The 14713-nt window shown below is 64.5% G+C and carries 20 protein-coding genes and 1 pseudogene; 12 read left to right on the top strand and 9 right to left on the bottom strand.

Features of this window, described 5'->3' with window-relative positions; genetic code table 11:
- Positions 1–21 precede the first annotated feature (21 nt).
- The 7 genes from IM738_RS07795 to IM738_RS07765 are packed head-to-tail and all read left to right on the top strand — an operon-like array spanning position 22 to position 4521.
- On the top strand, positions 22–870 hold the full coding sequence (locus IM738_RS07795) for an NAD(+)--dinitrogen-reductase ADP-D-ribosyltransferase (protein ID WP_236965306.1): 849 nt from the start codon (positions 22–24) through the stop codon (positions 868–870).
- Positions 863–1822 (top strand): ADP-ribosyl-[dinitrogen reductase] hydrolase, encoded by a 960-nt coding sequence (gene draG / locus IM738_RS07790; protein ID WP_236965305.1) that lies wholly within the window; start codon positions 863–865, stop codon positions 1820–1822. Before IM738_RS07795 ends, draG begins: the two co-directional genes overlap by 8 nt.
- Positions 1819–2646, top strand: coding sequence for an ankyrin repeat domain-containing protein (locus IM738_RS07785; RefSeq protein ID WP_236965304.1), 828 nt, complete (start codon positions 1819–1821; stop codon positions 2644–2646). The genes draG and IM738_RS07785 overlap by 4 nt, the downstream gene beginning before the upstream one ends.
- Entirely contained in the window at positions 2643–3092 is a 450-nt protein-coding gene (locus IM738_RS07780; RefSeq protein WP_236965303.1) for an ArsC/Spx/MgsR family protein, read from the top strand. Before IM738_RS07785 ends, IM738_RS07780 begins: the two co-directional genes overlap by 4 nt.
- A complete protein-coding gene (locus IM738_RS07775; RefSeq protein ID WP_236965302.1) occupies positions 3079–3327 on the top strand; it encodes an FmdB family zinc ribbon protein in 249 nt (82 codons plus the stop codon). The genes IM738_RS07780 and IM738_RS07775 overlap by 14 nt, the downstream gene beginning before the upstream one ends.
- Position 3328: 1 nt before the next feature.
- Complete coding sequence (locus IM738_RS07770) at positions 3329–3766, top strand: Ohr family peroxiredoxin (RefSeq protein WP_236965301.1); 438 nt, start codon at positions 3329–3331, stop codon at positions 3764–3766.
- A 20-nt stretch (positions 3767–3786) separates the two neighbouring features.
- Positions 3787–4521 carry a YkgJ family cysteine cluster protein gene (locus tag IM738_RS07765; protein WP_236965300.1) on the top strand — a complete coding sequence of 245 codons (735 nt, stop codon included), beginning with the start codon at positions 3787–3789 and terminating at the stop codon, positions 4519–4521.
- A gap of 126 nt (positions 4522–4647) precedes the next feature.
- Here the strand turns inward: IM738_RS07765 and IM738_RS07760 are convergent, their stop codons facing one another.
- The 4 genes and pseudogenes from IM738_RS07760 to IM738_RS07745 form a co-directional block, all read right to left on the bottom strand.
- Positions 4648–5535: a hypothetical protein gene (locus IM738_RS07760; RefSeq protein WP_236965299.1), complete on the bottom strand. Its 888-nt coding sequence runs from the start codon at positions 5533–5535 to the stop codon at positions 4648–4650.
- A 136-nt stretch (positions 5536–5671) separates the two neighbouring features.
- Positions 5672–6577 (bottom strand): restriction endonuclease, encoded by a 906-nt coding sequence (locus IM738_RS07755; protein ID WP_236965298.1) that lies wholly within the window; start codon positions 6575–6577, stop codon positions 5672–5674.
- Between the two features lie 159 nt (positions 6578–6736).
- A pseudogene (locus tag IM738_RS07750) lies at positions 6737–6907 on the bottom strand (SEC-C metal-binding domain-containing protein); the annotation flags it as partial.
- 97 nt (positions 6908–7004) lie between these two features.
- Entirely contained in the window at positions 7005–7928 is a 924-nt protein-coding gene (locus IM738_RS07745) for a DMT family transporter (RefSeq protein ID WP_236965297.1), read from the bottom strand.
- Between the two features lie 97 nt (positions 7929–8025).
- Between IM738_RS07745 and IM738_RS07740 the strand changes: the two genes are divergently transcribed.
- The gene (locus tag IM738_RS07740; protein WP_236965296.1) at positions 8026–8892 is read left to right on the top strand and encodes a LysR family transcriptional regulator; all 867 of its coding nucleotides are present in this window, start codon (positions 8026–8028) and stop codon (positions 8890–8892) included.
- Between the two features lie 20 nt (positions 8893–8912).
- On the opposite strand, the gene IM738_RS07735 is transcribed toward IM738_RS07740, so the two are convergent.
- A complete protein-coding gene (locus tag IM738_RS07735) occupies positions 8913–9119 on the bottom strand; it encodes a CopG family transcriptional regulator (protein WP_236965295.1) in 207 nt (68 codons plus the stop codon).
- Between the two features lie 47 nt (positions 9120–9166).
- The gene (locus tag IM738_RS07730; RefSeq protein WP_236965294.1) at positions 9167–9517 is read right to left on the bottom strand and encodes a hypothetical protein; all 351 of its coding nucleotides are present in this window, start codon (positions 9515–9517) and stop codon (positions 9167–9169) included.
- Positions 9518–9661: 144 nt separating this feature from the next.
- Here IM738_RS07730 and IM738_RS07725 point away from each other — a divergent pair, with 144 nt between their 5' ends.
- From IM738_RS07725 to IM738_RS07715, 3 genes are read left to right on the top strand one after another with little or no spacing between them, the layout of a single operon-like run.
- The gene (locus tag IM738_RS07725) at positions 9662–10516 is read left to right on the top strand and encodes a fused MFS/spermidine synthase (protein ID WP_236965293.1); all 855 of its coding nucleotides are present in this window, start codon (positions 9662–9664) and stop codon (positions 10514–10516) included.
- A gap of 15 nt (positions 10517–10531) precedes the next feature.
- Positions 10532–10645: a PhnA domain-containing protein gene (locus tag IM738_RS07720; RefSeq protein WP_442908495.1), complete on the top strand. Its 114-nt coding sequence runs from the start codon at positions 10532–10534 to the stop codon at positions 10643–10645.
- A gap of 47 nt (positions 10646–10692) precedes the next feature.
- Positions 10693–11724 (top strand): isocitrate/isopropylmalate dehydrogenase family protein, encoded by a 1032-nt coding sequence (locus IM738_RS07715; protein WP_236965292.1) that lies wholly within the window; start codon positions 10693–10695, stop codon positions 11722–11724.
- 86 nt (positions 11725–11810) lie between these two features.
- Here the strand turns inward: IM738_RS07715 and IM738_RS07710 are convergent, their stop codons facing one another.
- Entirely contained in the window at positions 11811–12761 is a 951-nt protein-coding gene (locus IM738_RS07710; protein WP_442908494.1) for a LysR family transcriptional regulator, read from the bottom strand.
- A gap of 87 nt (positions 12762–12848) precedes the next feature.
- On the opposite strand from IM738_RS07710, the gene IM738_RS07705 reads away from it, so the two are divergent.
- A complete protein-coding gene (locus IM738_RS07705; RefSeq protein ID WP_236965290.1) occupies positions 12849–13787 on the top strand; it encodes a class I SAM-dependent methyltransferase in 939 nt (312 codons plus the stop codon).
- 175 nt (positions 13788–13962) lie between these two features.
- Here IM738_RS07705 and IM738_RS07700 read toward each other — a convergent pair whose 3' ends face one another.
- Positions 13963–14262, bottom strand: coding sequence for an HAD family hydrolase (locus IM738_RS07700; RefSeq protein WP_236965289.1), 300 nt, complete (start codon positions 14260–14262; stop codon positions 13963–13965).
- 57 nt (positions 14263–14319) lie between these two features.
- Complete coding sequence (locus tag IM738_RS07695) at positions 14320–14682, bottom strand: hypothetical protein (RefSeq protein ID WP_236965288.1); 363 nt, start codon at positions 14680–14682, stop codon at positions 14320–14322.
- Positions 14683–14713: the final 31 nt, after the last annotated feature.

Genomic DNA, 14713 nt, shown 5'->3' with positions numbered 1-14713 from the left:
TCTGTTCCTCTTGAGCCGGCCGTGGCGAGCGATGAAGGCCTTGACCAGCCCCCACGCTGGACCAGCACCAACCTGGTGGGGGTGCCCACGGCCTGGCTGGCCAGCGCGGGCTTCAACCAGCGTGCGCCCGAACTGCACATCGCCGGCACGCGAGAGACCCAGCCGGGTCTCTTCGCGCTGCTGGACCGCTGCAACGACCTGACCGAAGCGCGCGAGGTCTTTGTGCACCACCTGTCCATCGCCTTCGGCCTGCGCCCGCCGGAACGGCACGAACTCGACGGCCTGGGCACGGCCGAGCAGCGGCGCTGGCGCGGCAGCTGGCGCCGCCTGCTGCAGGGCTGGGGCATGGACGCCAACGGCGCAGCCGGTGCGGTGCTCAAGGGCTGGGTGGAAAGCCGTTTCGGCCTCGTGCCCACCTTCCACAAGGCGCCGCTGGCGCGCTTCCCTTCACCGGCCTGGATCACCTACCTCGAAGAAAAAGCCAGCAGCCGCCACCACAGCAACAACATCCACCAGCAGCTCGACCTGCTGTACGAGTTCTGCCAGTGGGCGCTGGCCCGTTTCCCGCTGCCAGCGCCTCAGATGCAGGGCCGCCACCTGCGGCTCTGGCGCGGCAGCAACCGGGTGGAAGAGCAGCTGCTGAGCGGTTCCCTGCGCGGGCGCCAGTGCCGCGTGCGGCTCAACAACGTGGTGTCCTTCAGCCTCAGCCCCGAAGACGCCTCTTGTTTTGGCGACTGGGTGTTCGAGCTGCTGGTGCCGCGCAGCAAACTGCTGGTGTTCCCCGGCCTGCTGCCGGGCCATGTGCTGCAGGGCGAGCAGGAGGTGATCGCCCTCGGTGGCGACTACGACGTGGTGGCGCGTTATGAATGATCGCTTCGACAAGGTGCTCGGCGCCTACCTGGGTCTCGCCATCGGCGATGCGCTGGGCGCCACGGTGGAGTTCATGCGCCCGCGTGAGATCGCCCTGCAATACGGCGTGCACCGCGACATCGTGGGCGGCGGCTGGCTCAAGCTCGCGCGCGGCCAGGTCACCGACGACACCACCATGTGCCTGGCTCTCGGTGAGGCCCTGCTGCGAGGCGGCCCGCAGGCCCAGCAGGCCCACGCCCTGGGCGACGACGCACTGGTGCACGCCATCGGCCAGGCCTTCGTGAAGTGGTTCCAGGCCAAGCCGGTGGACATCGGCAACACCTGCCGGCGCGGCATCTTGCGTTACCTCCACGAACACAGTCTCTCCGGCCCGTACAACGCAGGCGACGGCGGCAACGGCGCGCTGATGCGCAACCTGCCCGTCGCCCTGGCCACGCTGGGCAACGACGCCGCCTTCGAGCGCCTGTCCATCGCGCAGGCGCGGCTGACGCACCACCACCCGCTGTCCGACGCCGCCACGCTGGGGTTTGGCCACCTTGTGCGCCAGCTCATCGATGGCGCCAGCCAGGTGGACAGCCTGCTCTGGATTCACCGCTGGATCGAGCAGCACCCGGCCTTCAACTTTGCACCGTACCGCGGCCACGCCACGGCCTATGTGGTGGACACGGTGCAGACCGTGTTGCACTTCTACACCCGGCACAACGACTTCGAAGAAGCACTGATCGCCACCGTGAACCAGGGCGACGACGCCGACACCACCGGCGCCCTGATCGGCATGCTGGCAGGTGCGCGCTGCGGCGCGGCCGCCCTGCCCCGGCGCTGGCTGCAGCGCCTGAAGCCGCAGACCGTGAGGGACATCACCGACCAGTGCAGCGGCCTGCTCGCGCTCTCGCGTGGCCCGACGGACGCACACATCGCCAGCACCCCCCCCTGCCCGGAGCCCCGCCCATGAAAGGCCAACGCGTCTTCCGCCGTCTCACCGTGGCCGAGCTCGGCCCCTGGTGCGCGGCCCACCCCAACGCCCTGCTGCTCGACGCGCGCGATGCCGCCAGCCATGAGCGCGACGGCTGGCCCGGTGCCGTGCGGCTCTGCAGCGACAACCAGGACACCCTGTTGCTGCGCACCGCCCGCACCCGCCCCGTGTTGATCTACTGCCACCACGGCAACGCCAGCCAGACGTGGGCTCAGATGTTTGCCGACTTCGGTTTCACCGAGGTCCGCGACCTCATCGGTGGCCAGGCGGCATGGGTCGCGGCGCAGAACGCACCAGCCCCTGCAGCGCCCCCACCGCCTCCGCCCGCACCGCCACGCAAACCACCCGCGCAAGCGCTGTCGGACTGGCTGCGCGCCGAAGGCTTCGACGATCCCGATGCGCGCGGCCCCCACGGCAACACGCCCCTGATGCTCGCGGCCTGGCGCGGCGACGCCGCCACCGTGAGCGCCCTGCTTCAACAGGGCGTCACGCTCAACGCGGTCAACCGCGACGGCAACAACGCGCTCTGGCTGGCCTGCGTGCACGGCGATCTCTCGGGCATTCAGCGCCTGGTGCGCGCAGGCGTGCCCATCGACCAGACCAACACCACCGGCGCCACCGCGCTGATGTACGCCTCCAGCAGCGGCAAGGCCGCCGTGCTGCGCCAGCTGCTTGCGCTCGGCGCCGACGCCAGCCTGCGCACGCAAGACGATTTCAGCGCGCTCGACATGGCCGCCAGCCTGGAATGCCTGCGCCTGCTGCGCCCCGCGCGCCAACCCGCCCCCAGCGAAAGCCCCACATGAGCCACATCACCTTCTTTGAAAAGCCCGGCTGCGGCGGCAACGCGCGCCAGCGCGCGGTGCTCCAGGCCGCCGGCCACACGCTGGAGCGGCGCAACCTGCTGACCGCCCACTGGACACCCGAGGCCCTGCTCGCGTTTCTCGCACCGCTGTCCGTGCCCGAGTGGTTCAACCGCGCCGCCCCGCGCATCAAGAGCGGCGAGGTGGTGCCCGAGGCGCTGAACGCCGAGGCCGCCCTCGCTCTGCTGATTTCCGAGCCATTGCTGATCCGCCGCCCGCTGATGCTGAACGCCGCCGACGGCAGCCGCCATGTCGGTTTCGACACCGCGGCGGTCACGGCCTGGATCGGCCTCGTGCCCTCGGCGCAGCGCCCGAGCTCGCTGGAAGGCTGCGCCTCGCCCACCAAGTCTTGTTCCACCCCCACCGGAGGCCAACATGCCCATGTTTGACTACCACTGCAAAGCCTGCCAGGCCGAGTTCGAGCTGCTGGTGCGTTCCAGCACGGTGCCCACCTGCCCGCACTGCGCGAGCACCGAGCTGGAGAAGTGCGTCTCGCGCATCGCCCCGGCCGGCAAGATCGAAGCCATCCGCATGTCCAACCGCCGGCTCGCTGCGGCACAGGGCCACTTCAACAACTACAGCCCGTCCGAAAAGGCGCGGCTGCTCAAAGGAAAGAGCGTTTGACATGGACCTCGTCTACAAAACAACCATGCTGACCCAGGGTGGTCGCGGTGGTCAGGTGCAGAGCGAAGACGGCAGCTTCAAGCTCAAGCTCGCCGTGCCCAAAGAGATGGGCGGCAGCGGCGAAGGCCCGAACCCCGAGATGCTGTTCGCGGCCGCCTTCGCGGCCTGTTTCGAACACTCCATCCGCCACATCGCCAAGGCCGACAAGCTGCCGCTGCGCGGCTGCTACGTCGAGGCCACGCTGTCGATGTACGTGAACTTCGAAGGCGCCTACCGCATGGCGCTCAGCCTCACGGCCACGCTGGCCGGCCCGCTGGACCAGGTCACGGCCGACAGCCTGATGGAACGCGCCAAGGGCATCTGCCCCTACGCCGACGCGACCAAGACCAACATGAGCCTCAACCTCAAGGCGGTGCTGGACACGCCGGTGACCGCATGACCGCTTGAGAGGTTTCGCCCATGCCAGAACAGACCACCCCCGACGAGCACGGCGCCGAAGCCCTCTTCCGCCAGCAGCGCGGCGCCTTTGAACACACGCTCGCCACCGCCGGCCCCGAGGCCGCGCTGCTGCAGGCCTGGGACAGCTTCGACGGCAACGTGGCGATCCAGTGCGAGGGCCAGCCGCCCGTGGCCTGCGGCAAAGGCTGCGCCAGCTGCTGCACGCTGCGCGTCACCGCGCTCGCGCCCGAGGTGTTTGTGCTGGCCAACTACCTGCGCGCCACCGCGCCCACGCTGGCCAGCCACGGCATTCACCTCATCACCGCTGTGCGCGAAACCGACGCCGCCACCCGGGGGCAGGACGAAACGGCGCGCGTGACCATGCACCGGCGCTGCGCCTTCGTGGTCAAGGGCGTGTGCCTGATCCACCGCGCGCGACCGCTGGCCTGCCGGGGCCACGCCTCGCACGACCGGCGCGCCTGCGTGGACGCCGCGGCCGGGCGCGTGAGCGAGGTGCCGTTTTCCGGGCCGCACCGGATGGTGCGCATGCTGCTGCAGTCGGCCTTGCAGGCCGCCCTGCGCCAGCAGGGTCTGGCCTGGGGCGCCTACGAACTGAACCACGCCCTGGTGCTGGCGCTGGACGCGCCGGATGCGCAAGCCGCCTGGTTGCAGGGCGCTGATCCGCTGGCGGAGGCGGCGGTGGATTGGGACGAGCGCGAGGCCATGGCGGCGGGGTTTGACGAGATACGGCGGTGAGTGGATTGCGCGGGTGACCGACCGGGTGGATCTGGTTGGCTGCAGACCACCGCCAACCTCTTGCGACGTCAGCTTGCCGCATCCAGGCGATCTTATCTATCGGGTTTCATCTCCCGACCCCGGTCTCTATAGGGTGCCGTCGATAAGGCGACGCAGCGCTGCGATTCGCATGCGGGTTGCGGCTCCTGCTTCATTGACAGTCCATAGCGTGAACTCGGTGACCCGATTGAAGCGCGGAGACATTCCTTCGATGTCTGCCTGCACCGCTGTCGCCAGCAAGATCGCGTCGCAGGCACCTGACACTACCGCCTCTTGCAGCACGATTCGATGCCGTTCTATGAACGCGATATTCAGCCCATGGAGCGAGTCATTCGTCGCCAGACGCGTGGGTTTAGCCAAGATGGAGCGTTGCGGCGTGATGTCGTCCAGATTGAATGCAACGACACCAGGTACCCCCGTCGCACGCAGTTGCCGACATCCTTTCTGAAGCTGCTTTTCGACACTGTCCTCAGAGTAGACCTTCTTACAGGCCACGCCGTAATCACCAAGGAAGTCAGAAAGTTTCACAACGAGGTCCGGCTCGTGGATCCTCACGGGCACTTTGCGGTTTTTCAGAAACAGATGGAGGTCGAGTTCCCATAGCGCGTCTTTCCCCTGCGATGGCTGCCGCGTAGACAAGTGCATGTCGCTCTTGGTGATGCGTCGAATCGCCTCTTCGGCTTCGGGTTCGTGAAGCACTGCTTCGACGGCCTGCGCGATGCGAACAGCTTCATCAGCCTGCATCAAAGTCAGGATGTCTTGTCCGTTGGTTTGGGCTTCCCACTGCTCGTTCAGTACTTGGGCCTTCCGAAACAACGAGCCAAGTGCGCTGTTAGGTCGGCACTTAAAGCCTCGTGTCTCAAGGGCTGTTTGGACGCGCAGCACAGTCTCGGCGACTTGAGCGTAGGTCTGAACACGGTCTGAGCGGTCGAGGCCTTGCAGCCGAACTAAAGAAGGGAAAGCTGTGGACGGCATGCGAGGTCGGTGTACCGAGCAGGATCGAATTCTGCCTTGAGCCCATTTTGTGCCGCAGACTATCCAGTTCCGAGCGATCAGGACTGAAAACTCCTGACCGAGCTGCGATGCTCGCTCGGTGGGCGCCGGCAAATCGTCAGTCGAAGAAGTCCTCGTCGAGTTTTTTAATATAGACAACCTCTTCGACCCGACAGCCTATGTCAAATCGGATCATCAGCCGGGTGAGAAGTAGCCCATCGATCAACACGATGCGCTTGCTCAGCATGTCGGCCGTTTCTTTAGCTGCCTGTGAGAACGTAGACGTCGTGACGAAAAGACCCTTGTTTGCTTTGAACCGATCCAGCGATCCGAAGAAGTCCCGGATCTCGCCTGACGACACCTTGTTATCCGTGTAGCGCTTTGCCTGGACGTAGATCCGATCCAGTCCCAACGCATCCTGATCAATAACGCCGTCAACGCCACCGTCGCCGCTCTTACCCAGGGCTTTACCGGCTTCAATGGCTGACCCACCGTAGCCCATGGCGATTAGGAGCTGAACGACGAGGCGCTCAAAGAAGTCTGGGGGTGAGGAGAGGATCTTTGCGAGCAGCTCGGCACTGAGTGATTGCTGAAGCTCATCACTTGCGGACCTGATCACCTCATCGGGCGCCAGCTCCTTGAAGTTGGTAGGCTGCGATTGCGGAGTGGTAGGACTCTCAGCCGCCGTCTCTCGGAATGCCTTGAACTCGGGAAAGGACTCGAGGAATTTGATATTGATCGTCTGCGGCGGGTTGGCCAGCACGGCCCGGCCTCGTTCACTAATCTCGAAGTACGCGCGCTTAGTGAGCTTGATCAGGCCGGCCTTGCCCAGATAGCTCTTGGCCCAGTTCACGCGGTTGGCAAACGTAGTCTGTTTGCCCGAGGGCAGGAGCTCTGATAACTCAGCCTCAGTCAAAGCCAGCTTGCCCCCCAGTACAGCGACGACATCAGAAATTCGCACCTCGCCGGCGGCAGACTCCTTGAGCACAGGAAGCATTAATGACTGAAAGTCCGGGATCGCCATAGCCGTATCTCCACCCTAGTTGCCTTGTAGTAGGAGGATTCTATGGCGACCACTTCAGACGCTTGATACTGGTCTGCAATTGGCTCGCTGGGTAACCGGAAAGCGGTCCGCCTCTGAATGCCAGCTCCTGGCCGAGGCTGCCTGAAATCCCTCCCGTGCTCAACCCCAGCACTTCTTGAATTTCTTCCCACTCCCACAAAGGCAAGCATCGTTGCGGCACGGCGCAGCCGCAGCGTGTTTCGCCGTCTCCACGCGCGGTCCCAGGCTCTTCCAGGTTTCACGCAGGTTGTAGACCGCCCAGATCGCATCGCCCACCGCCTTCAAACGTGCAACAGCTTCAGCGCGGCCTCGCGCCACTGCTGCGCCTGGACCTCATGGGCCGCCCGTCACATCCACACCGTCGAGATCAAGAACGGGTGCCGTCGCTTCAGCCGCTTTGCACACCACGGGCAGCCAGCGGGCGAACCGCATCGGTTCGGCCGGCCCACCACAGCGCCGCGCCCATCAGCAACACGCCCGCCCACTGCGTGCCATCCAGCGCCCGGCCATAGATCGCCACATCGAGCGTGATCGCGGCAATGGGGTAGACGAACTGCAGCAGCGCAATCCGCCCGACCTCCAGCCGCTGCATGCCGGCATAGATCAGCGCATAGGCCAAGCCTGTGTGCAGCACGCCCAGACCCACGAGCCAGCCCCAGGTGGCGGCAGGCCAACCGCCCCACTGGGCGGGCAGGCCGTGCCAGGCGGGCCACCAGGCCAGCAGCAGCGTGCCGGTGGCGCACTGCCAGAACGTCAAACCCAGGGAGCTGAGCGCGCGCTGCCGCTGGGCCAGCAGCGACACGGCCGCATAGCACACCGACCCCATCACAGCCAAGGCCAGGCCCCAGGCGAACAGCGGCTGCCCTGCCGGCAGGCCGGTGTGAAGCAGCCCGGTGGCCATCGTCAACCCCGCAAAGGCGCCGAAGACGCCCAGCGCCCGCGCGAGGCCCAGCCGCTCGCCGAACAGCCAGGTTCCGGCCAGCAGCAACCACAAGGGCTGCAAGTGAAACGTCACCGTCGCCAACGCGATCGAGGTCCACTGGATGGCGGCAAAAAAACTGGCCCACATCACCACCATCAGGCTGCCCGTCAGCGTTGCCACGGCCATGCCTTGGCGTGTCGGGCGAAGCTCCTTGAGCCTGCCGGTCGCCAGCGCATAGGCCAGCAATGCCGCGCCGCCAAAGAGGCAGCGGAAGAACACCGCGGTCAGTGGGTGCTGGCCGGCCTGCTCAAGAAACAGCCCGAGCGTTCCCATCAGCAGGCCACCGGCCACCATGAACCCAGCACCGGAAGAGCGTTGTGTGTCTGTCATGGCAGCACTGTCGGCGGATTCCTGAAGTTCGCAAAGCGCGATATTCTTGTGTGATCCATTCGATAAACGAAACCATCTCTGTTGCAGCCAACCCGATATGACCAACCGTTCCCGTGACCTGCAGCTGGACTGGCTGCGTGCTTTCGTCGCCGCGGTCGACGGTGGTTCGCTGTCGGCGGCCTGCCGTGTGGTGCACCGCTCGCCAGCGGCGCTGAGCATGCAGATCAAGAAGCTGGAGCAAGCGGCGGCGGTGCCGCTGTTGCTGCGCGATGCGCGGCGCTTTGCGCTCACACCCGCTGGCGAGCGGCTGCTACCGAAGGCGCGCGAGGTGCTGTTGGCGCATGCGGCGGCGCAGTCCGCGCTGGCGACCGTGCCCGTGACGGGCCATGTGCGTTTCGGGTTTCCCGAGGACTACGCTGCGGCCCACCTGGGGCCGGCGCTGCGGCGCTTTGCGCAGACGCACCCCGAGGTCGAAGTGGAGATGGTCTGCGCCCAGTCCACGGTGCTGATCCCGGCGCTGACATCCGGCGATCTGGATGTGGCCCTGGTGACGCAGGATCGGCCTTCGCGAGGCACCCGCCTGTTCGATGAGGCGTATGTCTGGGTGGGCCTGGCCAGCAGCCCGGTGTGGCAACGGGCCCCGCTGCCGCTGGCGGTGTTCGAGCCGGGTTCGATGGCGCGCAAGATGCCCGAGCAGGCCTTGCGCCGCGCCGGGCGCCGCTACCGCATCGCCTACCAAAGCCCCAGCACCGTGGGCCTGCTGGCCGTGGTGCAAAGCGGGTTGGCGGTGGCCGCCGTCAAACGCAGCTCATGCCCACCCGAGCTGGTGCAGCTGGACGCCCGACACGGGTTGCCGCCGCTGAGCCGGCTGCAGGTCGCGGCCGTGATCTCATCGTCCGCGCGCAAGGATGCCGCGGCGCAGGCGCTTCACGACCATGTGGTTGATGAACTGCGGCGAGGGTGAGGTCGCCCCGTTCCTGCCGATCACACAGGTGTTTCGCTGTCTTCTTCGGCGACTTGTGGAGCGGAGCCGCTGGGAATGAAGCCTTCGCCGTGGGCGGCGAGGTAATCGCGGATCAGACGGCGCACCACCTGTGACGGCGTCACGTCTTGGCTCGCGCAAAGGCCTTCAAAGGCCTTCTTTTTGGCGGGGTCGATGAGGACCGTCAGGCGGGCAGTTTTGAGCTCCATGTGCGCATTCTATGTAAATTGCATGTGCATGCGTCCGGGGCCTGCGCTCAGTAACGCCCCATCCAGCGACGGTCGAACGCCGCCCCGGTGTGGGCGTCTTTCGGCGCGGACGAAGCGGCCGGCGGTGGCGCCGCGATGCGCCTTTGAACTGGCGCCGGAGCAGGCCCTTTGGCGGGTTGTTCGATCTCGAACGCATGCCCATCGAGATCGGGGTCCAGCACCAGCAGCGCCTCGCCAAAGTGGGGAAACAGCACACCGGCGAGCGCCGTGGCGCTGGGTGCAACCTCACGCTGCTCAATGAGGTTCGCGGCCTTCAGCGCGTACCAGAGACGCAGGTTGACGCGGACACAGCGGGGGCGCGTGGCGCGCACGCTTCGTTCCAGGGCGGACAGTGACATGCGATCAACCTCTTTTCACACACGGTGCGGACGTGCAGGCGTGCGCGACGAGGCGCGTTGCAAGGTGCACGTTGGAAAACATGAGCATCACATGATAATGTTATTTAAATCAAAAGCGCACTATAGTCACATCAAAGATGTGTAATGAACACATGGATCGTTCATCGCCATGCGCGAGAACACGACCACAACCAGCAAAACGGCATGAGCTTCAATTTTGGATCGGCACTGCAAACCGCTCTCATCGATGCGGGCCTGAACGTGCGGGACGTGCGCATTCGGCACAAGCGGTTTGAGCAAACGCTCAGCTTCGGCATGACCGATGTGCAAAGCGCGATGGACCCGCGCCAACCCGACCGCCTGGTGTTGGACTACACGCGCCTGATGATGGGGTTCATGGTGTTTGCGCCTCAACCGCGCAACATGCTGATGATCGGGCTGGGTGGGGGATCGCTGCCCAAGTTTTGCCACCGACACTTTCCCGGCACCGACGTCACGGTGGTGGAAATCGACCCACGGGTCATTGCGCTGCGAGACCAGTTTGAGGTGCCGCCAGATCAGGATCGTTTCCGGGTGGTGCACGCCGATGGCGCGGACTTCGTCGCCGCCATGGACGATGCGAGCCACGACATCATCATGGTCGATGGCTTCGATGCCGAGAGCATGGCGCCATCGCTGGGCACCCAGAACTTTTACGGCCTGTGCGCCCGGCTGCTCACCACGGGTGGCGTCATGGTCTGCAACCTGCACGAACTTGATCTGCACTTCGGTGCCTACCTGGAACGCATCGCCCTGAGTTTCGACGGCGAGTCACTGGCCGTGGCGACCCGGGAGTGTGGCAACAGCGTGGTGTTTGCCCGAAAGGATGTGGCCATCAACGCGCGCATGCCCAACCGCCTGCGGTGTCCGGCGGGCATGTCCGAACAGGCCTGGGCCGGCATTGAGACCGACGTACACACCGTGTTGCGGGAAGCCAGAAGTTTGCGGACGTTCAGTTGATCACCCCCTCGAAGGGTGGGCACGAAAGCCCGCCACATCCGCCGCATTGAAGGCGACCACGACATAGACTGCCAGGTCGATGGCATCGGGGCCATGCAACCCAAGTCCGGGTTCGTGCGCAAGGCCTGAGCCACCTGCCTCTTTCTTCCTGCAACTCTCTATCGAGGACCGCCACCATGACCACATTGATTCCTGCCACCCTGATCCCCGGCGACGGCATTGGCCCGGAGATCGTCGACGCCACGCTGGCGGCCCTGGATGCGCTCAAGGCCCCTTTCGACTGGGACCGACAGATCGCCGGTCTCGAAGGTGTCAAGCAGGCCGGAGACCCCCTGCCACAGGCCACCCTGGACAGCATCCGACGCACGCGCCTGGCGCTCAAGGGCCCGCTGGAAACGCCCTCGGGCGGAGGCTATCGCTCGTCCAACGTTCGGCTGCGCGAAGAATTCAAGCTGTATGCCAACCTGCGCCCTGCCCTGACCATCATTCCCGGCGGTCGCTTCGACAAGATCGACCTCGTCGTGGTGCGCGAAAACCTGGAAGGCCTGTACATCGGACACGAGCATTTCGTGCAGATCGATGACGACCCGCATGCCGTGGCCATGGCCACCGGCATCAACACCCGCGCAGGCAGCCGCCGGTTGCTGGAGTACGCCTTTGAACACGCCGTCGCCACCGGCCGCAAGAAGGTCACGATCGTGCACAAGGCCAACATCATGAAAGCGCTCACGGGCATCTTTCTGGAGACCGGCCTTGAGTTGTACGAGCGCAAGTACAAGGGCCAGTTCGAACTCGACACCGTCATCATCGATGCCTGCGCGATGAAGCTGGTGCTCAACCCTTGGCAGTTCGACATGCTGGTCACCACCAACCTCTTCGGCGACATCCTGTCGGATCTGGTGGCCGGCCTGGTGGGCGGGCTCGGCATGGCGCCGGGCGCCAACATCGGTGCCGACGCTGCCATCTTCGAAGCGGTCCACGGTTCAGCGCCGGACATCGCAGGTAAGGGAATCGCCAACCCCACTGCCCTGCTGCTGGCCGCCGCGATGATGCTGGACCACGTCAAGCTCACGGAAAAGGCCACCCACCTGCGCCAGGCGCTCGATGCCACGCTGAACATCGACAAGGTGCGGACGGGCGACCTGGGCGGCAAGGCAAGCACAGCGGCATTCACCCAGGCGTTGGTCAGCCGCATCGCGAACGGCTGAACATGACGGGGTAAAAGCCTGTCCACATGCCGAGCCGTCGCTTGGTTGTTTGACTGCTCTCGGCCCCAAGGACGAACAGTGGGTGGCTACGAAATAAGCGCGTTGTGTCCAGCCACAGCGCGTCGCCCAAGCGGCCCAAACGTTGCACTCCCCGACAACGAAGCCACGCAGCGACGCAGGCACTGACTGGCCGGCTCGGCATCAACGCGAGGATGCCAAGCCTGAACCACCTGCTCAACGGGAATGGCCACGGGCAGCTTGAATATCTCCAGCCCCAGTCCGCTGGCCACCGTGCGCGCCAAGGGCTCGGGCACGCAGGCGATCAAAGATGAACGCGCGGCGGCGATCAGCGCACCGTAGGCGCTCGGCACGGTCAACACGATGCGTCTTGCACAGCCAATATCAGCAAGCAATGCATCTACCGCTTCCTTGTTCCGCCCTCGCTGGGCGATGCTCACATGCTGCTCGGCAGAAAACCGCTTCGGCGTCAAACGGGCGGCCAACAAACGATGCCCGGCCTTCGCGACGCCCACGATGCGCTGCTCGTACAGCGGCGCGGTCTTCACCTCGGGACCGGCGTCCCGAACGATGCCGACATCGAGATCAATGCGGCCTTCCCGCAAGGCCATCGCGTCGCTGTCGCTTTCAGGAATGAAACGCAACGTTGCGAGCGGCATTTCTCGCTGGATTTCCGCAAGCAGTGCGGCCCCGTAGACGATACCCATCCCTTCAGGTGCTCGGACGATAAATTCACGCTGCACCCGAGTCAGGTCCAGCCCTCCACCGGGTTGCATCAGCGCGGCCGCTTCGCCGATCAAGCGCCGCAACGGCGCGCGCATCTCCTCCGCGCGAGGTGTTGGAATCAACTTTTGGCCTGCACGAACAAGGATGGGATCGTCCAGCGCATCGCGGATTCGGGCCAGCTTGTGGCTCATCGCCGGAGCGCTCAGGTGCATGCGTTGCGCTGCTGCGGCAACGCTGCCCGTCGTCAACAGGGCATCCAGCGCAGCCAGGAGGTTGAGATCCAACGAGTTCATTTTGTACAGGTATTCGTTCAGAACAATGCACTGTACAGAATGATCCCGGGGTTGGACACTGCGCACCCCTGAATCCCGGAGACCGCATTGAACCCAATCGACGCCAGCCGCACAGCCCTCGCCACGTCACTGATGCGCGCACTGCATTCGCGCCACGACCCTGCTCCTCTGCTTGAAGACCATTGGGGTGATCGACTGGTTCCAGATACCGTTCGAACAGCGCTGTTCCAGCGCGTTCTCAGCAGCATGCCGCCGACCGCGCGAGCCGAAGCGGCGAACCCTGCCGACATCCTCGCCCAGTCGTTGCGCTCGAATGCCGCCTACGCCGATGTGATCACCCGGGCTCGCTATTCGGAGGACGCGCTGAAGGCCGCTGTCGAACGGGGCGCCACGCAGTACGTGATCATCGGCGCTGGCTTCGACAGCTTTGCGTATCGGAGACCCATCTGGGCCGCCGAACTGAACGTCTACGAGATCGACCATCCCGCGACGCAAGAGATGAAACGACAACGCTTGTCGGCATGCGGCGTCGATGCGTCGGCATCCGTTGAATTCATCGCCGCTGACCTTTCGGCAGAGACCTTGGGCTCGGCCCTGGCTCGCTCTTCATTCCAGCGCAGTCGATTGACATTCTTTTCATGGCTCGGCGTGACCATGTACCTGACCCGGGAGGCGAACCTCTCTGCCCTTGCGGCGATCGCCTCATCCGCACCAGAGGGCAGCGAACTGGTGTTCAACTACGTTGACCAAGCCGCCCTCAAGCCCGGCGCCCTCGTGGCAGATGCGTTCAGCAAGCTGAAGTCGGAGGTGTCTTCCGCCGGTGAGGCGTTTTTGTCGGGCTTCGATCCGGCCGAGGTCAGGGAGCAGCTGCAAGCGGCAGGTTTGTTGCTCCTTGAAGACTTGAACGGCGATCAAGCAGTCGCTCGATACGATGTTTCTGGCCTGAACGGCCTGCGATCAGCTGCTGCCGCGCACATCGCACACGCCCGCGTTGCGCCCCCTCCTCTGGCGCGGATGTCTGCCTGATCCATACCCGAACCGGATGTCCAGGCACTGAGAGCCCGAGCAGGCACTGCGCCGCGACGGACGCCGCTACCGCACAACGCCTACCAAAGCCCCAGCACCGTGGGCCTTCTTGCCTTGGTTCAAAGCGGCATGGCGGTGGCCGCCGTCAAGCGCAGCTCATGCCTAGCCGAGCTGGTTAGACGTTCTCGGCTTGTGACGGGTACAGGTGCTTGCAAAACCGCCACTCATGCACGGGCTGATCGTCAATGTACACAGTTGGCTTGGGTAAGAAGCCATCAAAGCTCTCAGCAATATCGAGCTCGACTGCCGTAGCCTTGCAGAATTCGGCGCCGCCGGAGCTCCACAGGTACAACGTTGCACCTTCTGCCTTGAGCCGTCGCACTTGCGCAATCACTGCGGGCATTGGGATGCGCTTGACGCCCACAGACCGCACCATGGTGTCGTCAATATCCACAAAGATCACTTGCTGGGACATTGATTCTTGACGCCGGTTTTGTGGGGGGAGGCGCAGCCATCCCATATGAACGGCCAGCTAAAAGCTCTTTTGCCCATAAATTTTCAAGAAATTCACGCACGCGTTTGCAGCTGACTTGATGTCAGGTCGCGCCCCGATGCCATGCAGGTCAAGCGCAGACTGCGGCACCACCGCATTGACAATTTTTTCTGCATCGAGTGCCTCCCAAATAGCTCCCCACTCACCCTCTCCCACTGGCACTAAACATGGAAAGTATCTGTCGCTGCCCGCCGTGACGATTGGCTCAGCGAATGCGAAAAAGCCCTCTACTCCCTTTGGGCTGTTCGTGAAGCTCTGTGACCGAAGCCCCTCGGCTGTTTCGATGCCGGCAACAAACGTGCCTTGCTCTATCAGCAGCATGAGAACTAAAAGTTTCGTCATAGCGTATTACTTTGATTTAAGTCCGCAAAAC

It is taken from the genome of Hydrogenophaga sp. SL48 (assembly GCF_021729865.1).
Taxonomy (GTDB): Bacteria; Pseudomonadota; Gammaproteobacteria; order Burkholderiales; family Burkholderiaceae_C; genus Hydrogenophaga.
This window is presented reverse-complemented; position numbering and strand designations above follow the sequence as displayed.